The sequence below is a fragment of the Streptomyces sp. NPDC051684 genome (assembly GCF_044453445.1).
Classification (GTDB): Bacteria; Actinomycetota; Actinomycetes; order Streptomycetales; family Streptomycetaceae; genus Streptomyces.
The window spans coordinates 174,377-195,924 of the sequence record NZ_JBITCS010000001.1; the positions used below are offsets into that span (position 1 = coordinate 174,377).

Genomic DNA, 21,548 nt, shown 5'->3' on the forward strand with positions numbered 1-21,548 from the left:
CGGCACGGCGCGACTCTACGCGCATAGACGACTCGCGTGAAGTGCCCCGCCCGGCCCGCTCCCCGTACGGTGAGACCCCACCCCGTGACGGACAGGAGACCGTGGTGTCCGAGACCACGCCGACGACGACCGCGACGACGGTGCGCGAACTGCTCGACGAGCTCGCCGGTCTTGAGGACCCGAAGGCCCGCGCCGTCAACGAGCGGCACGGCGACGACCACGGCGTGAATCTGAGCAAGCTGCGGGCGATCGCGAAACGCCTCAAGACGCGGCAGGACCTCGCGGTCGAGCTGTGGGCCACCGGCGACACGGCGGCCCGGCTCCTCGCGCTCCTCGTCTGCCGGCCGAAGGCGTTCGAGGAGGGCGAGCTGGACGCCATGCTGCGGGCGGCCCGTGCCCCGAAGGTGCAGGACTGGCTCATCAATTACGTGGTGAAGAAGAGTCCGCACGCCGAGGCGCTGCGGCTTGCGTGGCTCGGCGACGAGGACCCGGTGGTCGCGGCCGGCGGGTGGGCGCTGACCGCGGACCGGGTGACGAAGAAGCCGGAGGGGCTCGATCTGTCGGGGTTGCTCGATGTCGTCGAGGCGGAGATGAAGGACGCGCCTGAGCGGTCGCAGTGGGCCATGAACACCTGCCTCGCGCAGATCGGCATCGCGCATCCCGAGTACCGTGCGCGGGCGGTTGGCATCGGCGAGCGGCTCGGTGTGCTCAAGGATTATCCGACGTCGCCGGGGTGTACGTCGCCGTACGCTCCCGCGTGGATCGCGGAGATGGTGCGGCGGGGTGATCGGGTGTCTTGACGTGCGGCGCCGGGATTGCGGTCGCGGGGCTCTGCCCCGGACCCCGCTGCTCAATCGCCGCAGGGGCTTGATTGGCCCCCGCCGCACGCTTGATCGGGCACCCGTCGCGAGGGCGGAGTGACCGGCTACCTCGACAAGTTCGCCTCCTCGTCGATCCGCGTCAGCTTGGCCGGGTTGCGGATCACGTAGATGTGGGTGATGCGGGCGTCCTGCACCACGAGGCTGACAGCCGCGGGTTCGCCGTCGAACTCGACTCGGGCCGCCGGGGACGCGTTGAACCACACCGGGATCGCCGCCAGTTGGGTCACCTTGGTCTTCGCCGTCGCGAGCAGCCTCGCCACGACGTCGACGCCGTGCAGCGGCACCTTCGCCGCGGCCACCCGGCCGCCGCCGTCGGCGATCATCACCACGTCCGGGGCCATGACCTCCATCAGGCCTTGCAGGTTCCCGGTGCGCAGGGCCGCCAGGAACCGTTCCACCACCGCCTGTTGCTCCGAGCGCGCCACCTTCACGCGCGGCTGCCGCGCCGCCACGTGGTCGCGGGCCCGCCGCGCGATCTGCCGCACGGTGGCCGCCGACTTGCCGACGGCCTCGGCGATCTCCCCGTACGGGACGTCGAAGACCTCGCGGAGGACGAAGACCGCGCGCTCGGTGGGGCCGAGGGTTTCCAGGACCGTCAGGAGGGCGATCGAGACGCTCTCCGCCAGTTCGACGTCGTCCGCGACGTCCGGGCTGGTCAGGAGGGGTTCCGGGAGCCACTGGCCGACGTAGTCCTCGCGGCGGCGGGACAGGGTGCGCAGGCGGTTCAGGGACTGGCGGGTGACCGTGCGGACCAGGTACGCGCGCGGGTCACGCACCTCGGTCCGGTCCGCGTCGGCCCACCGCAGCCAGGACTCCTGGAGCACGTCCTCCGCGTCGGCCGCCGAACCGAGCATCTCGTAGGCGACCGTGAAGAGCAGGCCGCGGTGGGTGACGAAGGGATCGTCCATCGGCTTCTCCATCAGGAGCGCGTCTCCAGAGGGATCTCGCAGGCCTCGGAGAAGCCCTGGGAGCTGATGCCGTGCGCCGTGTTGCCGCGCGTCGAGAAGTTGACGAAGGCGATGTACGTGGTGAGTTCGACCATCGCCGCCGGGCCGAGGCTGTTCAGCAGGCCCGCGTACAGCTCGTCGGTGACGGTCGGCGGGGTGTTCGTCATGGCCTCGGCGTACTCCATGACGTCCCGCTCCAGCGGGGTGAAGGCGTCGGAGTCGCGCCAGCGCGGGACCTGGCTCGCCTTGGTCAGGTCGAGTTTCTCGTTCTGCGCCAGGAAGTAGCCGACGTCGAGGCACCAGCTGCACCCGACCTGGGCCGCGACCGCCATGTGCGCGAACGACTTGAGGCTCTCGTCCGCCGCGTCCCACTGGGCGACCTGGCGGCCGAGACCGAGACCGTCCTGGGCGACCTTCGGGTTGTGCCAGAGCACTTCGGCGGGCTCCATCACCGCGCCGAGCTGGTCGACCATGCCCTGCTTCAGTTCCTCGGGGAGTTCTGCCTTCTGGATGCGGAGTGTCATGGTGTCCACCTTCGACGCCTTGCGGTCGGGCTTCTCCCGGCCGTTCGACATGAAGACACCGAAGGGCCCGCGCGTGTGACATCCACACCCGGGCCCCGTGAGTCAGCTCAGGTGCTCCGGGCCGAACGCCTCCGGCAGCATCTCCCCCAGCGTCCGCACCCCGGCGCCCGTCTCCATCAGCAGCTCCCGGCCCCCGAACTCGTACAGCAGCTGCCGGCAGCGGCCGCACGGCATCAGCAGTTCGCCCTTGCCGTCCACGCACGTGAAGTGGGTGAGACGGCCGCCGCCCGTGGCGACCAGCCGCGAGACGAGGCCGCACTCGGCGCACAGGCCGAGTCCGTACGAGGCGTTCTCGACGTTGCAGCCCGAGACCGTGCGGCCGTCGTCCACCAGGGCCGCCGCGCCGACCGGGAATCCCGAGTACGGGGCGTACGCGCGGGACATGGCCTCGCGAGCCGCCGCTCTCAGGTGGTCCCAGTCGACCGTCACGTGCCCTGCCCCTTCCGGTACGGCTTGCCGTTCGCCTTCGGCATGCGCAGGCGCTGTGCCGAGAGTGCCAGGACGAGCATCGTCAGGACGTACGGCATGGCCGTGGCGACCTGGCTCGGTACCGAATCGGTGGAGGAGTACCAGAAGAAGAGCAGGACCGACACCGCGAGGGTGACGACCGCGCCCACGTACTTCTTCTTCCAGATCAGCCAGGCCACCGCGAGGAGCGCGAGGATCGCGATGAGGAGGAGCAGGGCGTGGGTGTTCTCCGTGCCACCCCGGACCTTCAGGGTGTCGCTGTAGCCGAACAGGCCCGCGCCCAGGGCGAGTCCGCCCGGCATCCAGTTGCCGAAGATCATCGCGGCGAGGCCTATGTAGCCGCGGCCGCCGGTCTGGCCCTCCAGGTAGTAGTTGGAGGACACCATGGAGAGGAACGCGCCGCCGAGGCCCGCGAGGGCGCCGGAGACGATCACCGCCAGGTACTTGTACTTGATGACGTTGACGCCGAGGGACTCGGCCGCGACCGGGTTCTCGCCGCAGGAGCGCAGCCGCAGGCCGAACGACGTGCGCCACAGGATCCACCAGGAGGCGGGGACCAGGAGCACCGCGATCAGCGTCAGCCAGGACACGCCCGTCATGAGGCCGCCGAGCAGGCCCGCGACGTCCGAGATCAGGAACCAGCCCTGCTTGTTGAGGTCGGCGAGGCCGTCCGCGAGACCGGGGACCGTGAACTCGCCGAGCGACGGCACCGCAGGCGACTGGCGGGACGTGGCGCCCTCCATCCCGTCGTACATCAGGACGGACAGGTAGCGGGTGGCGCCGAGGGCGAGGATGTTGATCGCCACACCGGAGACGATGTGGTTGACGTTGAAGGTGACCGTCGCGAGGGCGTGTACGAGGCCGCCCAGCGCGCCGCCGACCAGGGCGGCGATCACACCGACCCAGGGACCCCACTGGTAGCCGGCCCAGGCGCCGAACCAGGTGCCGAGGATCAGCATGCCTTCGAGGCCGATGTTGACGACGCCCGCGCGCTCGGCCCACAGGCCGCCGAGGCCCGCCATGCCGATGGGCACGGCGAGTTGGAGCGCGGTCGACATCTGGCTGACCGAGGTCAGTCCGTTGGCGTCGGTGATCATACGGACCGCCGAGACCAGGCAGAGCAGGCCCGCGATGATCAGGAGCAGCACGGGGAGGCTGAGCTTGCGCCGCGCGGTGGGCGCGGCCGGCTTGTCGAGAACGGGAGCCGTACTCATCGGGCGGCCACCTCCGGCTTCTTGTCGTTGTTGTCGGAGGCGGCGAGCACATGGCCCGCGGCGAGTTCGGCGCCGACGCGCTGCTGCTGGCGGCGGGTGCCCCAGACGCGGACGGCCTCGTAGGAGACGACGACGGCGATCACGATGAGGCCCTGCATGATCGTGGCGATCTCGGAGCTGTAGCCCTGGAGGTCCAGCGGGTCGGCCGCGTTGAACAGCCAGGACAGCAGCAGCGAGGCCAGCGCCATGCCGACCGGGCTGTTGCGGCCGAGCAGCGCCACGGTGATCGCGTTGAAGCCGAGCGCGGCCGGGAACGAGTCGGAGAAGGTGTGCGTCGAGCCGAGCAGCGTCGGCAGTCCGGCGAGACCGGCGACGGCGCCCGACAGGAGCATGGCCGTGAGGACCATCTTCTTCGCCGAGACGCCGGAGGCGGCGGCAGCGGTGTCGGAGGCGCCGGAGGCGCGCAGGTCGAAGCCGAAGCGGGTGCGGTTCAGCATCACCCAGTAGACGATGCCGAGGGCGATGGCGACGAAGACGAAGCCGTAGATGGTGCCGATCGCGTCGCCCAGGTTGATGCCGGGGAACCAGCCGGCCTTGTCCATCTCGCCGGTGGTGCGGTTGTTGCCGACGGCGACGCCGAACGCGTCCTCCAGGGTGAGGTACGCGATGACCGACGCCGCGATCGAGTTCAGCATGATCGTGGAGACGACCTCGCTGACGCCGCGCGTCACCTTGAGGATGCCCGCGATGCCGGACCAGATGGCGCCGGTCAGGGCCGCCGACAGGATGAGCAGCGGGATCTGGAGGAAGGCCGGGAACGCGATGTGCGCGCCGACGATGGCGGCGACACAGGCGGCGAGCCGGTACTGGCCCTCGACGCCGATGTTGAACAGGTTCATCCGGAAGCCGATGGCCACGGCGAGCGCGCCGACGTAGAGACCGGCGGCGTCGTTGATGATGAGCACCTGGACGTCGGAGAACGTCGCCTGCTCGAACATGATGGAGAACGGCTCGAAGGGGTTCTCGCCGGAGGCCGCGAGCACGATCGCGGTCAGCGCGAACGCCACGACAAGCGCGATGACCGGCCCTGCCACCGCGAGAAGGACCCTCTCGGAATCCCAACGCTTGCTGATGTTCATGGTCAGGCACCGTCTTCCGTGTGCTCCAGGTGGCCCGAGGCCGCACCGGTCATGGCGGATCCCAGCTCTTCCGGGGTGATGGCGGCCGGATCGGCGTCGGCGACGAGGCGGCCGTCGTAGATGACCCGGAGGGTGTCGGAGAGGCCGATCAGCTCGTCGAGGTCGGCCGAGATGAGGAGGACGGCGAGGCCCTCGCGGCGGGCCTCACGGATCTGGTCCCAGATCTGCGCCTGCGCGCCGACGTCCACACCGCGGGTGGGGTGGGCGGCGATCAGGAACTTCGGGTTGTGGCTCATCTCCCGGCCGACGATCAGCTTCTGCTGGTTGCCGCCGGACAGCGAGTCGGCGGTGACGTCGATGCCGGGCGTGCGGACGTCGTACTCCTTGACGATCCGCTCGGTGTCGGCCTGCGCGGCCTTCGGGTCGAGCCAGAAGCCCTTGCTGTTGGGCCGCTCGGTGACGTGGCCGAGCATCCGGTTCTCCCACAGCGGGGCGCTCAGGACGAGGCCGTGGCGGTGCCGGTCCTCGGGGATGTAGCCGATGCCGGACTCGCGGCGCCTGCGGGTGGCCCAGGAGGTGATCTCCTCGCCGAGCAGCTTGATGACGCCGCTGTCCGCGTGCTCCAGGCCGATCAGGGCCTCGATCAGCTCGGTCTGGCCGTTGCCCTCGACGCCCGCGAGGCCGAGGACCTCACCGGCGTGGATGGTGAAGGTGATGCCGTCGAGCAGCGGCTTGCCGCCGCCGGGGGCCGCGAGGCGCAGCTCCTCGACCTCGACGACCGGGCGGTCGGTGACGGTGGACTCGGCGGTCTCCGGGGTGGGCAGTTCGGTGCCGACCATCAGCTCGGCGAGCTGCTTCGACGTGGTCTCGGCGGGGACGGCGGTGCCGACCGTGGTGCCGCGCCGGATGACGGTGATCTCGTCGGCCACGGAGAGGACTTCGCCGAGCTTGTGCGAGATGAAGATGACGGACAGGCCCTCGGCCTTGAGCTCGCGCAGGTTGTCGAAGAGCGCGTCGACCTCCTGCGGCACGAGCACGGCGGTCGGCTCGTCGAGGATCAGCGTGGTGGCGCCCCGGTAGAGGACCTTGAGGATCTCCACGCGCTGCCGGTCGGCGACGCCGAGGTCCTCGACGAGGACGTCGGGGCGCACCCCGAGGCCGTAACGCTCGGATATCTCCAGGATCTTGCGGCGTGCCTTGCCGCCGATCCCGTACAGCTTCTCGCTGCCGAGGACGACGTTCTCCACGACGGTGAGGTTGTCCGCGAGCATGAAGTGCTGGTGGACCATGCCGATACCGCGCGCGATGGCGTCGGCGGGCGAGGAGTAGGAGACCTGCTCCCCGGCGATGGCGATGGTGCCCTCGTCCGGCTTCTGCATGCCGTAGAGGATCTTCATCAGGGTGGACTTGCCCGCGCCGTTCTCCCCCACCAGGGCGTGCACGGTGCCCTTGTGGACGGTGAGACGGATGTCGTGGTTGGCGACCACACCGGGGAACCGCTTGGTGATGCCCTCGAGTTCTACGGCGACGGTGGCGACGGATTCGGCCGGCGGGGAACTTGACGTGGCGATGGCGCACTCTCCTGGGGAAGGGGGTCGCCTACACGTGTAGCGCCCCAACAGCGGTGTGCGAGAAGCGAGTTCGAGCAGGATCGCAGACAGGGGGCGCGGGGCAGAAGGCACCCGCGCCCCCCTTCTCGCGGTGTTACTTCTGGGGCTTGACCGGCACCTTGACGGAGCCGTCCACGATGCCCTGCTCGGCCTTCTTCAGGGCCGCCTGGAGCTTGGAGTCGCTCTTGAACTCGGGGTTGGAGTCGGCGAGCGAGACCTCACCGGACTTCAGGTCGCCGGTGACGACACCGGTCTCCGGCTTGCCGTCCTGCACCGACTCCGCCAGGTTGAGGATCGCCTTGGCGACGTCCTTGGTGGCGGAGGTGATGATGTACTTCTTGTACTTCTTCAGCGGGGCCTGCGCGTACTGGTCGGAGTCGACGCCGATCGCGTACGCCTTCTCGGCGGCGGCCGCCTCGATGACGCCCTGACCGGACAGGCCGGCCGCGTGGTAGACGACGTCGGCGCCGTCCTCCAGCTGCTTCTCGGCGGCGGCCTTGCCGAGGTCCGGCGAGGCGAAGCCCTTCGCCGGGTCCTCGTCGAGGTACTGCACCTCGACCTTGACGCCCTTCTTGGTGTCCTTGACGCCCTTCTCGAAGCCCGCCTGGAACTTGTTGATCAGCGCGTTGTCGACGCCGCCGACGAAGCCGACCGTGTCGGACTTGGTCTTCAGGGCGGCGGTGACACCGGCGAGGTAGGACACCTCGTTCTCCTGGAAGACCAGGTCGGCGATGTTGTCGCCCTTGGCGGTGGCGTCGTCGACGATGCCGAAGGTGGTCTTCGGGTACTTCGCCGCGGCCTCCTTGACGGCGGGGGCGTACGCGTAGCCGATGCCGACGACCGGGTTGTAGCCCATCTTCGCCAGCTGCACGAGGCGCTGGGTCTTGTCGTCGTCGGACTCGCCGTCCTTCGGCTCCTGGTCGGCGACCTCGTAGCCGAACTTCTTCTTGGCCTGGCGGAGGCCGTCGTAGGCGGCGTCGTTGAACGACTGGTCGCCCTTGCCGCCGACGTCGTAGGCGATGGCGAGGCCCTTGTCCTTGCCACCGTCGGAGGACGACTGGGCGTCCGACGAGGTGCCTCCGCAGGCGGAGAGGGCGAGGGCGAGCGAGGCGGTGGCGGTGCCTGCGACCGCTGTGCGGGAAACCCGGCGCATGAGAAGTGCTCCTTCGTACAAGCGCCGGAACGGCAGGGGGCCGACGCTGAGTTCGCCGCAGAGTAACGCGCGTAGACCCGCCAGAGAACCCTGGTTGTCCAGACTGTTATCGACGCGTGTACGAGGCCGTGTACGACCGGGTTTGCGTTGCCGCCGGTGGAGGCCACCGGCGGCCCTGCTCGGCTCGGGCTCAGCCCGTCCGGTTCACTTCTTCTTCGGCTTGGTGTCGACCTTGATGGAGCCGTCGACGATGCCCTGCTTGGCCTTGGCTACCGCGTCGGACAGACCGGCGATCTCCTTGAACTTCGGGTTGGACTCCGAGGCCCCCACGCCGTCGACCTTGAGGTCGAAGGTCTGCACCCCGGTCAGCGGCTTGCCGCCCTCGACGGACTTGGCCAGCGAGTAGACGGACTCCCCGACCTCCTTGAGCGCGGACGTGAGGATGTAGTCCTTGTACTTGGCGAGGGTCTGCTGCTTGTACTGGTCGGAGTCGACGCCGATGACCCACTTCTTCTGCTCGGCGGTCGCCTTGATGACGCCCTGCCCGGACAGGCCCGCCGCGTGGTAGATCACGTCGGCGCCGTCCTCCAGCTGCTTCTCGGCGGCGGCCTTGCCGAGGTCCGGCGAGGCGAAGCCCTTCGCCGGGTCCTCGTCGAGGTACTGGACCTCGATGTCGACACCCTTCTTGGTGTCGTTCACGCCCTGCTCGAAGCCGGCCTCGAACTTGTTGATCAGTTCGTTGTCGACGCCGCCGACGAAACCGACGTGGTCGGACTTGGTGGCCTTGGCCGCGGCGACGCCGGCCAGGTAGGAGGACTCGTTCTCGGCGAAGACCAGGGAGGCCACGTTCTTGCCCTCGACGACCGAGTCGACGATGCCGAACGTGGTCTTCGGGTACTTCTTCGCGGCTTCCTTCATCGCCGGGCCGTAGGCGTAGCCGATGCCGACGACCGGGTTGTAGCCGGCCTTCGCGAGGTTCGCGAGCCGCTGCGCCTTGTCGTCGTCGGACTCGCCGTCCTTCGGCTCCTGGTCGGCGGTCTTGTAGCCGAACTCCTTCTTCGCCTTGAGCATGCCTTCGTAGGCGGAGTCGTTGAACGACTGGTCGCCCTTGCCGCCGACGTCGTACGCGATGGCGAGGCCGAGCTTCCCGCCGCTCTCGTCGCCACCTCCGCCCTTCTCGCTGCTGGTGCCGCCACAGGCGGTGGCGGCGAGCGCCAGGCCGGTGATGCCTACGGCTATCTGCGTGAGCCGCGGTATTCGACGCATCAGGAGTCCCCATTCGTCCAACACGCCTTGTATGGCGCCCAGTTCGGCGCACCATAACGCGCGTAGAAAGTCCGAGGAATGCCCTTGACGGGGGCGTTACCGATTCGTGCCGAGGACCGATCGCAGTGCGGCGGCTTACGCCGGCGCCGCAGGCTCGTCCAGCAGCGCCGCCGCCGTGAACAGCTCCACGCCGACCGTGATCGCGGACTCGTCCACGTCGAAGTCGCCCTGGTGGAGATCCCGGGAGCCCCGGTCACCCGGCGGCTTCACGCCGAGGCGGGCCATCGCGCCGGGGACGTGCTCCAGGTACCAGGAGAAGTCCTCGCCGCCGAGGCTCTGCTGGGTGTCCTCGATCGAATCCGCGCCCCGGCGGGACGCCATGGCGTCCCGCAACAGGTCCGTGACCACCGGGTCGTTGACCACCGGAGGGACCCCGCGGATGTAGTTGACCACCGGCTTCGCGCGGTACAGGTCCGCGATCTCCTGGATGGCGCCGTGCACGAGGTCGGGCGCCTGCCGCCACGAATCCAGGTCCAGGCACCGCACCGTGCCGGACAGCTCGGCGTGCTGCGGGATCACGTTGCACGCGTGGCCCGTCTCAAGGCGGCCCCACGTGACCGCGAGCCCGGACCGCGCGTCGACACGGCGGGCGACGAGCGCCGGGACCTCCGTGGCGACCTTGGCCGCGGCGGTGACCAGGTCCGTGGTGAGGTGCGGACGCGCGGTGTGGCCGCCGGGCCCGTCGAGGGTGACCTCCAGGCGGTCGCAGGCGGAGGTGATGGGCCCCGGCCTGATCCCGATGCGGCCCGCGTCCACCTTCGGGTCGCAGTGCACGCCGATGATGCTGCGCACGCCGTCGAGCACCCCGCACTCGATCGCGTCGGGCGCGCCGCCGGGCAGCACCTCCTCGGCCGGCTGGAACAGCAGCCGTACGGGGTGCGGAAGTTGCCCCTTGCTGTGCAGGTCCGCGAGGACGAGGCCCGCGCCGAGCACGACCGTGGTGTGCACGTCGTGCCCGCACGCGTGCGCCCGGTCCGGGACCGTCGACCGGTACGCACAGTCCGCCTTGGTGTCCGGGATCGGCAGCGCGTCGATGTCCGCGCGCAGCGCGAGCATCCCGCGCCCGCCGCGCCACTCGCCGTCCTCGGTGCCGATGTCACAGATGAGGCCGGTCCCCATGCCGAGCAGACGCGGCGCGAGCCCCGCCCGCTCAAGACGGGTCTTGAGCGCCGCGGTGGTGCGGAACTCCTGATTGCCCAGCTCGGGGTGCATGTGCAGGTCGCGCCGGAAGGCAACGAGTTCGGCGCGAAGCGCCTCGGGCAGCGCACCCGGAAGTGCGGTGCCCGGCACGGATTCCCCGGGCTTGTCGGCCTCTGACTCACGGGACTTCAACTGGTTCACCCTGTGAAGGGTAGGGCGATGCAGGGGCCAACTAACCTCCGATCAACAAAAGTTCAGCCGTATTGGGGTAAGAAATATGGCCGTGATGCGCATGTGGATCGCGCAGGAGGGGTATGAAGTCTCTTTTCAACCTGCGCCTCGACCTGCGCCTCAGCCCGCCACAACGGCCTCATCAGCGGCCTCGCCGCCTGCCCTCCCGCGCACCACTCGTGCGACACACGTCACAACGAACGCGAGCGCCACGAGCAACGCGCTCGCCAATGGCACGCCGCGGTATCCGAGGCCGCCCCCGATCGCGAGGCCGCCGGCCAACGGGCCGAGGGCGGCGCCGACGTTGAGTGCGGCCGTCGCCAGGCCGCCCGCGAGGGTGGGGGCGTCCGATGCCGCGTAGAGGGCCCGCGCGATCAGGGTCGAGCCGACCGCGAACGACAGGGCGCCCTGGACGAAGGCGAGGACGAGGGTCGCCGCGGTGTTGCCCGCGAGGAGGGCGAGCAGGATCCAGCCGAGCAGGAGCGCAGTCCCGCCGATGCCGACGACCCGCGCCGGATGCGCGTCCGAGAGCCGGCCCGCAGTGCTGACCCCGGCGTACGAGCCGAGTCCGAAGAGGGCGAGCAGCGCCGGGATCCAGGCCTCGTCGATCCCGGTGACCTGGGTGGCGACCGGCGCCAGGTAGGTGAACGTGCAGAACGTGGCGGCGTTGACCAGCGCGCCGAGCAGCAGCACCGTGAGCAGGCGCGGGCCGCGCAGGGCCCGCAGTTCCGCGCGGACGCCGCCGTGCGCCCCGGGCCCGGAGGCCGCCGGCACCGACCGCAGCACGGCGATCAGCGCGGGTACGCAGATCAGCGCGACGGCCCAGAACGCGGACCGCCAACCGAGGAGCCCGCCGAGCAGCGCCCCGCCGGGCACGCCCGCGACGCAGGCGAGAGTGGTGCCGCCGAGCAGGACCGAGGTGGCGCGGCCCTTGGCGTCGGGGGCGACCATGGTCACCGCCGTGGCGAGGGCGACCGCGAGGAACCCGGCGTTGGCGAGCGCCGCGACGACGCGGGTGCCGAGCAGTACGGGGAAGCTCGTCGTCAACGCGCCGACGACGTGCGCGAGGGCGAAGACGAGGAGGAACCCGAAGAGGGCCGGGCGGCGGCGCCACCGTACGGCGAGGACCGCCGTGAGCGGCGCCCCGACGATCATGCCGATCGCGAAGGCGGACGTGAGCGCGCCGGCGGCGGGGATGGAGACGCCCAGGTCCTGGGCGATGTCGGGGCCGAGCCCCGAGAGCATGAACTCGGATGTTCCCTGCGCGAAGACGGCGAGGGCGAGCAGGTGGAGAGCGAAAGGCACGACGGAGCTCCGTGACCGTGGAGAAGGGGTGTGGTCGCGGTTCCGGCAGGCCGTGCGGTGGCTGCGGCATGCGGCGGCGGAGACCCGGTCCGGGAAGGGACGGGCCTCAGCGGTGCGCGGAAGAAGGCCACCGGACGGCTGCCGGTGGCCGGAGTCTGTCGGACTCGGGGCTGGTCACGGAGGCGAGCGTACAGCCTCCCTCCATCAAGCCCCTGCGGCGATCGGGCAGCGGGGTCCGGGGCGGAGCCCCGAGGCGTCAATCACGGCGCCGCGTGCTCAATCGCCGCAGGGGCTCAATATGCCCGCACCGCTCCCCGCGCCGAGCCCGAGATCCCCGCCAAGAACCCCTGTGCATGGTCGGAGACTCCTCGCCGCAGCCACGTCGGATCGATCTCGCAGACCGCAACCCTTACCCGGGTCCCCGCGAGAGCGATCGGCAAGGTGTGCACGACGGTCGAGGGGAAGCTGAGGATCGTGCGGCCTATGGGGCCGCGCCGGGCGATCAGTTCGAGGGGGAGGTCGGGGCGGACGATCTCCAGGCCGGTCTCGGCGGCGAGGCGGTGCAGTTTGTCGGCGCTCTCGCGGCGGTGCGCGAAGTAGCGGGTGGCGCCGTGCGCACGGGCCAGTTCGCGGACGGCGACGAGGTACTGCTCCAGGTCGACGACGCCCGTTTCCACCAGGGAGGTTCCGACCATGTCGGCGCCTCGGGTGATGCGCGGGGGGCCGAACCGGGCGCGGGTCCAGGTGTAGTCGTTGGAGCTCACGGTGACGCCTTCGGGGGCCTCGTCCACCGGCATCGACGTGAACACGGACACGGAGTCGCGCCGCGCGTGCCCGGTGAGCCGGCGGCGCGCGGCGGCCGCGACGGGTCCGAAGACGAGGTCGCGCGGGCCGGTCCTGCCGCCGCGCCGGTGCCAGCGCACGAGCCGTTCGCCGCGGACCAGTTGGGCGACGAACTCCATAGTGGCGGTGCCGTCGTCGACGACGACGAGCTCATCGGCGCGGGTGATCGTGAGCAGCAGTTGTACATAGCGGGAGAACGGGTCGCCGAGGACGATCCGGTCGGCCCTGCGCAGCGAGGGGGCGAGCCCGCCGATGGTCTGGAAGGGCGCGGCGCCGCCACCGCGGGCCTCCTCCCAGCGCACCGTGTGTCCTTCGGTGCGGGCGAGCTGGGCCATGCGGCGCAACTGGCCGCGGGTCATCGGGTCGGTGGGCGAGAGCACCACGACGGTCGCGACGACCTCCTGGTGGTGTGCCCACTCCAGGACGTTGAGGAGCTGTACCGGGCTCTCGACGAAGCACAACGTACTGCCGGACATGCGAGCCCTCCCGAGGGCGCCGGGGCGGCCGGGCGCGGTCCGCACCGCGCCCGGCCGCCCACGAGTCGTTGCGATTTCCGTCAGACGCCCACCGGCTCACCGGCGGCGACGGCGATCTCCGCCTCCGCGACGACGCCCGGCACGCGGCGCAGCTTCTTCATCGGGCCGAGCTCGGACTCGTAGACCTTCTTGACGCCGTCGCCGAGCGCGGTCTCGATGACGCGGATGTCGCGCACGAGGCGCTCCAGGCCCTGCGGCTCGACGGAGGCGGCCTGGTCGGAGCCCCACATGGCGCGGTCGAGGGTGATGTGGCGCTCGACGAAGGTGGCGCCGAGGGCGACGGCGGCGAGGGTGGTCTGGAGGCCGGGCTCGTGGCCGGAGTAGCCGATCGGGACGTTGGGGTACTCGTCCTGGAGCGTGTTGATGACGCGCAGGTTGAGCTCCTCGGCCTTGGCCGGGTACGTCGACGTGGCGTGGCACATCAGGATGTTGTCGGAGCCGAGGACCTCGACGGCGTGCCGGATCTGCTTCGGCGTCGACATGCCGGTGGAGAGGATGACCGTCTTGCCGGTGGCGCGCAGGGCGCGGAGCAGCTCGTCGTCGGTGAGGGACGCGGAGGCCACCTTGTGGGCGGGGACGTCGAACTTCTCCAGGAAGGCGACGGCCTCGGTGTCCCACGGGGAGGCGAACCAGTCGATGCCGCGCTTCTTGCAGTACTCGTCGATGGCCCGGTACTCGTCCTCGCCGAACTCGACGCGGTGCCGGTAGTCGATGTACGTCATCCGGCCCCAGGGGGTGTCCCGCTCGATGTCCCACTGGTCGCGAGGGGTGCAGATCTCGGGGGTGCGCTTCTGGAACTTGACGGCGTCGCAGCCGGCGTCGGCGGCGGCGTCGATCAGGCGGAACGCGTTCTCCAGGTCACCGTTGTGGTTGATGCCGATCTCGCCGGTGACGTAGACGGGGCGGCCGGGGCCGGCCTCGCGCGAACCGAAGCTGCGGATGCGGGAGTTGGAGGCGTTGGACATGGTGGGTACGTTCCTTACTTTTCGAGGGAGTCGAGAGAAGGGCCGAGGATCCAGCTGGCGATCTCTCGGATCGCGCCTTCGCCTCCGGGGACGGTGGTGACGGCGCGTGCGGCGCCGCGCACGACGTCATGGGCGTTGGCGACCGCCACGGGCCAGCCGGCGAGGGCGAAGCACGGGAGGTCGTTGACGTCGTTGCCGACGTAGAGCACGCGCTCGGGCGCGATGCCCTGCTCCTCGCACCACTGCTTGAGTGCGAGGTCCTTGCGGTCGATGCCGTGCAGGACCGGGATCTTGAGCTTCCGGGCCCGGGCGGCGACGACCGGGTTCACCTCCGTGGACAGGATCAGCAGTTCGAGGCCGCTCTTGCGGAGGGCCGCGATGCCGAGGCCGTCACCGCGGTGCACGGTGACGAACTCCCGTCCTTCGGAGTCGATCAGCACCTTGTCGTCGGTCTGGGTGCCGTCGAAGTCGAGGACGACCGCGTCGATGTCTTCCTTGGCGGGAAGCGCCGACTGCTGGTCGAAGAGGGGGGCGAGCGCGCGGGCGCGGGCCAGGTCGTGCGGGTCGTCGATCTCCAGGACCCGCGCGGGGTCGGTGCGCACGAGTTCGGTGCGGCCGAAGAAGCGGTGCTCGTGGCGGCGGAATCCGCTGGTCTCCATGCCGTAGACGGCGCCGGTCTCCAGGAGGTCCTGGGGCCGGTCCTGGCGCATCTGGCGCTGCGACTTGTCGTGGTTGACGCCGTAGCCGCCGCCGGTCGCGGTGCCGGTCTGCCGGTCGGCGAGGACGGCGACGCCGCCCGCCTCGGCGGCCGCGCTGTGCACGGTGGCCGGGCGCGGCTCGTCGATCGTGTCGCTGGAGTGTCGCCACACGAACCCGTGGAAGGGCGCCACCGTGAGCGCGCTGTCCGCGCCCTTGTCGAGGATCGCGCCGACCACCGCGTCGATGTCCTCCCGTACGAGGAAGGGGCTGGTGCACTGGACGAGGAGGACGACGTCGACGGCCGCGCCGTGCAGGGCCTCGTGCGCGTCCATGGCGTGCAGCACGGCGGCCTCGGAGCTGGACTTGTCGCCGGCGATGGCGACGGGCCGGGTCACGACCTCGGCGCCCGCGTCCCGCGCGGCGGCGGCGATGGCGGCGTCGTCGGTGGAGACCACGACGTCGGTGACCTGCCGGGTGGCGAGGCACTCGCGCACGGCGCGGGCCACCAGGGGCACGCCGCCGACCGGGGCCAGGTTCTTCGCCGGTACGCCCTTGGATCCGCCGCGGGCGGGGATCACGGCGAGGACGCGTCGCACGGGGGCGGCGAGGCCCGCCTCAGCGGCGACCCGGACCGTCTCAAGGTCGGTCATGTGCGCTTCTCCTTCAGGGAGTTCGGGGTTGCGGGGGCTCACAGCTCCCCCATCCGCCGGATCACGGGGGCGACGCGCTGCACCCCGTGCCGGTAGGCGCCGCGGGCGGCCCGGCGCACGACCTGCCGCACCGGACCCGGCTCCCGGTCCGCGGCGGGCGCGCCGGGCAGCGGGGCGCCGTCGGGCGCGAGGTGGTGGCGGGCGAGGATGCGCGGCAGATAGCCGGGGGCGGTGGTGCGGTCGTAATAGGGCGCGAGCGGGGCCCGGTCCTTGGCGAGCAGCTCGGCGACCCGGGAGCGCACGCCGTCGAAGGCGCTCTCGTACGCCCCCTCGGCCGCGACGCCCTGGCGGGCGAGCCAGCCGGGGTCCGGTTCGGGCCGCAGACCGGCGTCCAACTGGTCCCAGGAAGCGAGGCAGTTGGACCCGGTGAAGTGGTGGTTGCCGAGCGCCTCGCGCACCCCGAGGTCGGTGAGGAGCGCGGTCGGGATCCGCCGGTGCAGGGATTCGAGGGCGGCGGTCGAGCTGACCGTGACGAGCAGGTCGGTGCGGTCGAGGACCTCGCCCATGTTCCCGTACACGAGGCGGAAGTTGGCCGGCGGTTCGCGGCGCTGGGCGAGCTTCTGGTAGGGGATCTCCTCGATGTGCGTGGTGTGTTCGCCGGGCTTGCTGCGCAGCTTGAGCAGCACCTCGCGCTCGGGGTGCGACTCGGCGTGCTGAACGAGGCGGTCGAGGAGGTAGCCCCGGTCGGCCGCCGTTTCCGGCACGGAGGGCTGCGCCGCGAAGGTCACCGTGTACGGCTCGCGTTCACCGGCGTACGGCTCGCCGCCGAGGAACGGCAGCGCGCACTCGGTGACCGCGGAAGCGTCCGCGCCCACCCCCTCGTACACGGCGCGGAACCGGTCCGCGTCGTAAGCGGAGTTGGCGAGCACCACGTCGGCTCCGTGGCGCAGCAGGAGGCCGTCGGCGAGCTTCTCGTAGACGACTCCGACGTAGCCGGTGACCACGACGGGGCGGCGCTCCGCTCCCCGCCAGGCGTGGGCGAGGCCGTGCAGGACGGCCTGGACGCCCCCGCCGACGAGGGCGAGCAGCACCACGTCGTAGGCTGCGGACTTCATCTCACGCAGGAATTCGACGGCCGTGACCTCGCGCAGGCTGTCGGCGCGGACGCCGATCTCGCGGAGCTGGCGCGGGGTCGGGGTGGCTCGGCCGCGCAGCAGATAGCCGTCGAGGGCGACGCCTTCGGGGGCGATGCGGGAGGCGGTGAGCGACCCCCATTTCCACCGGGTGTCGGAGTCCGCGAGCACGGCGACCCTGAGCTGCTTTTCGTTCCTTACTGGCACGCTGGAAAACTTAGGAAGCAATTCCGAGCCGCGGCCCAACCGGAATGCAACAAAGGGTTAACAGCACACCGACGAATGGCGAATCGGCCCCGGAAATGGCCTGCGCCAGGGCCGGTTCACGGTCCCGCCACGTGTCGTTCACCTGACATCAAGCCACCGGTCAAGACGAATGCCGGGCCGCGCCCTAACGTCACCGTCGTGGTCAAGCTCTCCGTCATCGTGCCGTTCTACAACGTGCAGCAATACGCGCCCGACACCCTCAGAAGTCTGCGAGCGAACGCACGCGACGACTTCGAATTCATTCTCGTCGACGACTGCTCCAAGGACGAGACACCGGAAATTCTCGCGCGCGCCGAGCGCGAGCTGCCCGGCGCGGTCGTCGTGCGACACGAACGGAACGGAGGACTCGCGACCGCCCGCAACACCGGACTCGACCGGGCCCGCGGCGAATACCTCGCCTTCCTGGACGGCGACGACTGGCTCGCGCCGGGCCACTACGGCAGACTGCTCGCCGCGATAGAGGGCCTGGGCTGCGACTTCGTGCGCACGGACCACGTCCAGTGCACGGCGCGGGCCCGCTCGGTGCACCGCTTCCCGCACGGTCTGCGCGGCGTCGTCATGGACCCGCGCGCGGCGATCCTGCCCGCCGACCGCTCGACCGCCGTCGACTACGCCTACGCGTGGGCCGGCATGTACCACCGGCGGCTCGCCGACGAGGGCCTGCTGCACTTCACGGACGGGCTGCGCACGGCGGAGGACAGGCCGTGGATCTGGCGGCTGCACCGCGAGGCGAAATCCTTTGCGGCGGTCAGCACTCTGGGCGTTTTCTATCGCCGCGGCGTCTCGTCCTCGCTCACTCAGATCGGTGACGTACGGCAGCTCGATTTCATCCGGGCATTCGACCAGGTCGTCCGGGAAACCGCCCAGGACCGGGACGCGGAGTTGCTTCTCCCGAAGGCCGTGCGCACGTACTGCGCCATCATTTCCCACCACTTGGGATCCATCGAAAGGTTCGAACCACCCGTGGCCCGCACATTGAAGTCGCTCAGCGCGGCCGCGCTCAAGCGCATGCCGCAGGGCGTGCTGGACGACGCGCTCGACTCGATGGACACCCAGCGGGCCACGCGGCTGCGCCGGCTGCGCCGCCGCCCGGTCGGGGCGGAGGTCACGGCATGACGACCCGCATCCTGCTCGCCTCGACCCTGTACGGCGCCGCGACGCTCGCGGCCGCCATGGACGCGGAGAAGTTCGCCCCGGCGGACCGCACGCTGCTGCTGGTCGCCAACAACGCGGCGACGCCCGAGACCACCCCCGCCGTCGACGAGATGCCCGGCTTCGAGCAGCTGCGGGGCCGCTTCGACGGCGTCCTGTCGTGGAACGAGGCGATCGCCCCCTTCCACCCCGGCAGCTGGACGCCGCGCGCCGACGACATCCCGCTGTGGGAACGCTACTTGCGGCTCACCTGGGACCTCGGCGACGACAACGTCGAGCTGGCCGTGGAGTCCATCCAGGTCAACCCCGCGATGGCCGTCGCGCAGATCTTCGCGGGCACCCCGGTCGACGTCTACGCGGACGGCCTGATGAGCTACGGGCCGACCCGCAACAAGATCGACCCGCTGATCGGCACCCGGGTGCGGCGCCTGCTCCACCTCGACCTGGTGCCGGGCCTCAAGCCCTTGCTGCTCACGGAGTTCGGCGTCGCGCCCGAGGTCGTCCCCACCGAGGTCTTCCTCAAGGTGCTCGCCGGCCTGTGCGACGCGGCCGGCGAACTGCCCCGCCTGCCCGGCGAACCGGCGCTCCTCCTCGGCCAGTACCTCTCCGCCCTCGGCATCCTCAGCGCCGAGGAGGAAGAGGACCTGCACGTACGGATGATGCGCGGCGCCGCCCAACTCGGCCACAAGCACGTCGTGTTCAAGCCGCACCCCACTGCCCCGGCCCGCTGGTCGCGCGTCCTGGAGAAGGAGGCGGAGCGCCTCGGCGTCGAGCTGACCGTCCTGGAGACGCCCGTCCTCGCCGAGGTCCTCTATCAGCGGATGCGCCCGGTCCTCGTCGTCGGCTGCTTCTCCACCGCACTGCTCACCGCGAGCGCCCTGTACGGCATCCCGGTGGCGCGCATCGGCACGTCGACGCTCCTGGACCGCCTCACGCCGTACCAGAACAGCAACCGGGTGCCGGTCACCATCGTCGACGCGCTGCTGCCCGACCTGGCCGACCGTACGGCGGTGGAGGCGCAGGAACAGCCGTTGCCCGTCGGCGACTTGGACGAGCTGCTGCGTGCGGTCGGCTACGCCATGCAGGCCAAGATCTACCCGGATCTGCGCCGCCCCGCCGAGCGCTATCTCGCGACCCGTCTCGACGACCGGACCTGGCGCTACTTCAAGCGGCGCCGGCTGACCTCGCTCGCCCTGCCCGGCGCGCTCCCGGCACAGTTCTCCTTCATCCCGCGCAATCCGACGGTGCGCAGGGTCGCCAAGCGCGCCCGCTCCCTGAAGCGCGCGGCCCTGAAGCGGACGGCCCTGAAGCGGACGGCCCTCGGATGACGGCACCCGGCACGACGCTGCCGCCGCTTCCGGCGCCGCAGACGGGCGAGCAGACGAAACCGGTGCCGTCCCCTCACCCGGCACGCCTGTACGCCCTGGACGGGCTGCGGCTGATCGCCGCGCTGATGGTGGCGGCGTACCACTACGGGGGCAGGGACGGCGAGATCTCCCAGGCCTGGGGCTCGTCGCCGCAGGCCCAGTTCCCCACGCTGCACGGCTGGTTCGCGTACGGCTGTCTCGGCGTGCAGGTCTTCTTCGTGATCAGCGGCTTCGTGATCTGCATGAGCGGCTGGGGAAGACCTCTGCGGTCCTTCTTCGCCTCGCGCGCGGCCCGGCTGCTGCCCTCGTACTGGGTGGCGATCGTCCTGGTGACGGCCGTGTTCGCGCTGCCGGTGGTGGTCTACAAGGCGGTGTCGCCGAGCGACGCGCTCGTGAACCTGACCATGTTGCAGCAGCCGCTCGGCGTCGACCGGGTGCTCGGCGTGTGCTGGACGCTCTGGGCGGAGCTGCGCTTCTACGCCCTGTTCGCGCTCTGCGTCGTGCTGCCGGGCGCGACCCGGCACCGGGTGGTGCTGTTCTGCGCGGTGTGGACGCTGGCGGCGGTGCTCGCCGAGGGCTCGGGCGAGCCGCTCGCGACGCTCGTCCTGATGCCGGAGTACGCGCCGTTCTTCATCGGCGGCATCGGCCTGTACCTGGTGCACCGCAACCGCCACGACGTCACGGCGTGGGGCATCGTCGCGGTGAGCTGGCTGATCGGGCAGCACTTCGCGGTCGACCGCACGTGGCACGCCCCGAACCCGGACTTCTTCTCCTACCGGTCCTCGTTCGGGATCGTCGTGGTGGTCACGCTCGGCTTCGCGGCGGTGGCGGCGATCGCGCTCGGCTGGACGAGCTGGGCGAAGTGGCGCTGGCTGACGGTCGCGGGCGCCCTCACGTACCCGTTCTACCTGGTCCACGAGCACCTGGGCTGGGTGGCCATCGCGGCCCTGCACCGGCGTATCGGACTGCCGTCGTGGGCCACGTTCGGGGCGACGGTCGCCGTGATGCTGACGCTCGCCTGGCTGCTGAACCGTTACGTCGAGAAGTGGGCGACGCCGCTGCTGCGCAGATCGCTGAACCAGCGCCCGCGCGCGACGTAGCGCTCCCGCCGCCCCGCTGCGGGTGCTACACGCTGGCCAGCGAGAGTTTGACCGCGAAGCCGAGGAACAGCACCCCGGCCGCCGAGGTCGCGCCGGCGGACAGCCGCCTGCGGCGGCGGAAGGCGGCGGACAGCTTCATGCCGCTGAAGATCAGTGCGGACAGGTAGAGCACGCTGGCCGCCTGCGCGAAGGCGCCGAGGACCACGAAGGACAGGGCGGGGTACGCGTAGGACGGGTCGACGAACTGCACGAAGAAGGCGATGAAGAACAGGATCGCCTTCGGGTTGAGCAGGCTGATCACGAAGGCCCGACGGAACGGCCGCTCCAGCGCGGACTCCTCCTCGGCGACGCCGCTCTCGGCCGCGAGCCGCTCCTTGCGGGTGCGCCACATGCTCCACGCGGCGCGCATCATGCCAATGGCGAGCCAGGTCAGATAGCCGGCGCCCGCGTACTTCACGATCCCGAAGATCACGGCGTTGGCCTGGAGCAGGGAGGCGACCCCGGCGGCCGAGAGGGTCATCAGGACGGTGTCGCCGCACCAGACCCCCGCGGCCGCCTTGTAGCCGGTGCGGATGCCGCGGCGGGCGCCCACGGAGAGCACGTACAGCGAGTTCGGCCCCGGCAGGAGGATGATGAGGGCGAGGCCCGCGAGATAGGTCGGAAGATCGATGACACCCAGCATGTCGGGAGTGTCGCACGGCCGTCCGGTGCACCGTCCAGCGGTATCGGATATCGGACGCCGCACCGCCCCCACGCCTCGGGGCGCCCCCCCCGCCCCCCCCCCCCCCACCCCCGGCGGGGGGTGTAGGAAAAACCCCCCCCGCCGTGGGGATCACAA

Annotated in this window: 19 protein-coding genes; 4 read left to right on the top strand and 15 right to left on the bottom strand. The window is 70.7% G+C overall.

From position 1 onward, the window contains the following. The first annotated feature begins 104 nt into the window (after positions 1-104). Positions 105-800 (top strand): DNA alkylation repair protein, encoded by a 696-nt coding sequence (locus ACIA8D_RS00840; RefSeq protein WP_399227772.1) that lies wholly within the window; start codon positions 105-107, stop codon positions 798-800. Positions 801-925: 125 nt separating this feature from the next. On the opposite strand, the gene ACIA8D_RS00845 is transcribed toward ACIA8D_RS00840, so the two are convergent. From ACIA8D_RS00845 to ACIA8D_RS00910, 14 genes are all read right to left on the bottom strand, one after another. Continuing rightward, the gene (locus ACIA8D_RS00845) at positions 926-1,789 is read right to left on the bottom strand and encodes an RNA polymerase sigma-70 factor (protein WP_399227773.1); all 864 of its coding nucleotides are present in this window, start codon (positions 1,787-1,789) and stop codon (positions 926-928) included. Between the two features lie 11 nt (positions 1,790-1,800). After that, a complete protein-coding gene (locus ACIA8D_RS00850; RefSeq protein WP_399228046.1) occupies positions 1,801-2,352 on the bottom strand; it encodes a carboxymuconolactone decarboxylase family protein in 552 nt (183 codons plus the stop codon). A 102-nt stretch (positions 2,353-2,454) separates the two neighbouring features. Further along, the gene (locus tag ACIA8D_RS00855; RefSeq protein WP_399227774.1) at positions 2,455-2,841 is read right to left on the bottom strand and encodes a cytidine deaminase; all 387 of its coding nucleotides are present in this window, start codon (positions 2,839-2,841) and stop codon (positions 2,455-2,457) included. Further along, on the bottom strand, positions 2,838-4,094 hold the full coding sequence (locus ACIA8D_RS00860) for an ABC transporter permease (protein WP_399227775.1): 1,257 nt from the start codon (positions 4,092-4,094) through the stop codon (positions 2,838-2,840). Before ACIA8D_RS00860 ends, ACIA8D_RS00855 begins: the two co-directional genes overlap by 4 nt. Then, positions 4,091-5,233 (bottom strand): ABC transporter permease, encoded by a 1,143-nt coding sequence (locus tag ACIA8D_RS00865; protein WP_399227776.1) that lies wholly within the window; start codon positions 5,231-5,233, stop codon positions 4,091-4,093. The genes ACIA8D_RS00860 and ACIA8D_RS00865 overlap by 4 nt, the downstream gene beginning before the upstream one ends. Positions 5,234-5,235: 2 nt before the next feature. Beyond that, the gene (locus ACIA8D_RS00870) at positions 5,236-6,804 is read right to left on the bottom strand and encodes an ABC transporter ATP-binding protein (RefSeq protein ID WP_399228047.1); all 1,569 of its coding nucleotides are present in this window, start codon (positions 6,802-6,804) and stop codon (positions 5,236-5,238) included. Between the two features lie 133 nt (positions 6,805-6,937). Then, on the bottom strand, positions 6,938-7,996 hold the full coding sequence (locus ACIA8D_RS00875) for a BMP family protein (RefSeq protein WP_399227777.1): 1,059 nt from the start codon (positions 7,994-7,996) through the stop codon (positions 6,938-6,940). A 204-nt stretch (positions 7,997-8,200) separates the two neighbouring features. After that, complete coding sequence (locus tag ACIA8D_RS00880; protein ID WP_399227778.1) at positions 8,201-9,262, bottom strand: BMP family protein; 1,062 nt, start codon at positions 9,260-9,262, stop codon at positions 8,201-8,203. Between the two features lie 135 nt (positions 9,263-9,397). Then, complete coding sequence (locus ACIA8D_RS00885) at positions 9,398-10,663, bottom strand: amidohydrolase (RefSeq protein WP_399227779.1); 1,266 nt, start codon at positions 10,661-10,663, stop codon at positions 9,398-9,400. A gap of 150 nt (positions 10,664-10,813) precedes the next feature. Next, on the bottom strand, positions 10,814-11,998 hold the full coding sequence (locus ACIA8D_RS00890; RefSeq protein ID WP_399227780.1) for a Cmx/CmrA family chloramphenicol efflux MFS transporter: 1,185 nt from the start codon (positions 11,996-11,998) through the stop codon (positions 10,814-10,816). A 293-nt stretch (positions 11,999-12,291) separates the two neighbouring features. Then, the gene (locus ACIA8D_RS00895) at positions 12,292-13,317 is read right to left on the bottom strand and encodes a hypothetical protein (RefSeq protein ID WP_399227781.1); all 1,026 of its coding nucleotides are present in this window, start codon (positions 13,315-13,317) and stop codon (positions 12,292-12,294) included. Between the two features lie 80 nt (positions 13,318-13,397). Then, positions 13,398-14,342 (bottom strand): N-acetylneuraminate synthase family protein, encoded by a 945-nt coding sequence (locus ACIA8D_RS00900; RefSeq protein WP_399227782.1) that lies wholly within the window; start codon positions 14,340-14,342, stop codon positions 13,398-13,400. Between the two features lie 14 nt (positions 14,343-14,356). Continuing rightward, positions 14,357-15,691, bottom strand: coding sequence for a cytidylyltransferase domain-containing protein (locus tag ACIA8D_RS00905; protein ID WP_399227783.1), 1,335 nt, complete (start codon positions 15,689-15,691; stop codon positions 14,357-14,359). Between the two features lie 38 nt (positions 15,692-15,729). Beyond that, on the bottom strand, positions 15,730-17,031 hold the full coding sequence (locus ACIA8D_RS00910) for a DUF6716 putative glycosyltransferase (RefSeq protein ID WP_399227784.1): 1,302 nt from the start codon (positions 17,029-17,031) through the stop codon (positions 15,730-15,732). 198 nt (positions 17,032-17,229) lie between these two features. Here ACIA8D_RS00910 and ACIA8D_RS00915 point away from each other — a divergent pair, with 198 nt between their 5' ends. Genes ACIA8D_RS00915 through ACIA8D_RS00925 form a run of 3 tightly spaced genes read left to right on the top strand, consistent with a single transcriptional unit; the run spans position 17,230 to position 20,710 of the window. Further along, positions 17,230-18,207: a glycosyltransferase family 2 protein gene (locus ACIA8D_RS00915; protein ID WP_399227785.1), complete on the top strand. Its 978-nt coding sequence runs from the start codon at positions 17,230-17,232 to the stop codon at positions 18,205-18,207. Next, entirely contained in the window at positions 18,204-19,571 is a 1,368-nt protein-coding gene (locus ACIA8D_RS00920; RefSeq protein WP_399227786.1) for a polysialyltransferase family glycosyltransferase, read from the top strand. Before ACIA8D_RS00915 ends, ACIA8D_RS00920 begins: the two co-directional genes overlap by 4 nt. Next, positions 19,568-20,710, top strand: a complete 1,143-nt coding sequence (locus ACIA8D_RS00925; RefSeq protein WP_399227787.1) for an acyltransferase family protein — start codon at positions 19,568-19,570, stop codon at positions 20,708-20,710. Before ACIA8D_RS00920 ends, ACIA8D_RS00925 begins: the two co-directional genes overlap by 4 nt. Before the next feature lie 25 nt (positions 20,711-20,735). Here ACIA8D_RS00925 and leuE read toward each other — a convergent pair whose 3' ends face one another. Continuing rightward, entirely contained in the window at positions 20,736-21,392 is a 657-nt protein-coding gene (leuE, locus tag ACIA8D_RS00930; protein WP_399227788.1) for a leucine efflux protein LeuE, read from the bottom strand. Positions 21,393-21,548: the final 156 nt, after the last annotated feature.

Bases quoted from the DNA above. Each gene is read 5' to 3' on its own strand.
- ACIA8D_RS00845 (WP_399227773.1), bottom strand. From the start codon at position 1,789: ATGGACGATCCCTTCGTCACCCACCGCGGCCTGCTCTTCACGGTCGCC.
- ACIA8D_RS00850 (WP_399228046.1), bottom strand. From the start codon at position 2,352: ATGACACTCCGCATCCAGAAGGCAGAACTCCCCGAGGAACTGAAGCAG.
- ACIA8D_RS00860 (WP_399227775.1), bottom strand. From the start codon at position 4,094: ATGAGTACGGCTCCCGTTCTCGACAAGCCGGCCGCGCCCACCGCGCGG.
- ACIA8D_RS00865 (WP_399227776.1), bottom strand. From the start codon at position 5,233: ATGAACATCAGCAAGCGTTGGGATTCCGAGAGGGTCCTTCTCGCGGTG.
- ACIA8D_RS00875 (WP_399227777.1), bottom strand. From the start codon at position 7,996: ATGCGCCGGGTTTCCCGCACAGCGGTCGCAGGCACCGCCACCGCCTCG.
- ACIA8D_RS00880 (WP_399227778.1), bottom strand. From the start codon at position 9,262: ATGCGTCGAATACCGCGGCTCACGCAGATAGCCGTAGGCATCACCGGC.
- ACIA8D_RS00895 (WP_399227781.1), bottom strand. From the start codon at position 13,317: ATGTCCGGCAGTACGTTGTGCTTCGTCGAGAGCCCGGTACAGCTCCTC.
- ACIA8D_RS00900 (WP_399227782.1), bottom strand. From the start codon at position 14,342: ATGTCCAACGCCTCCAACTCCCGCATCCGCAGCTTCGGTTCGCGCGAG.
- ACIA8D_RS00905 (WP_399227783.1), bottom strand. From the start codon at position 15,691: ATGACCGACCTTGAGACGGTCCGGGTCGCCGCTGAGGCGGGCCTCGCC.
- ACIA8D_RS00920 (WP_399227786.1), top strand. From the start codon at position 18,204: ATGACGACCCGCATCCTGCTCGCCTCGACCCTGTACGGCGCCGCGACG.
- ACIA8D_RS00925 (WP_399227787.1), top strand. From the start codon at position 19,568: ATGACGGCACCCGGCACGACGCTGCCGCCGCTTCCGGCGCCGCAGACG.
- leuE (WP_399227788.1), bottom strand. From the start codon at position 21,392: ATGCTGGGTGTCATCGATCTTCCGACCTATCTCGCGGGCCTCGCCCTC.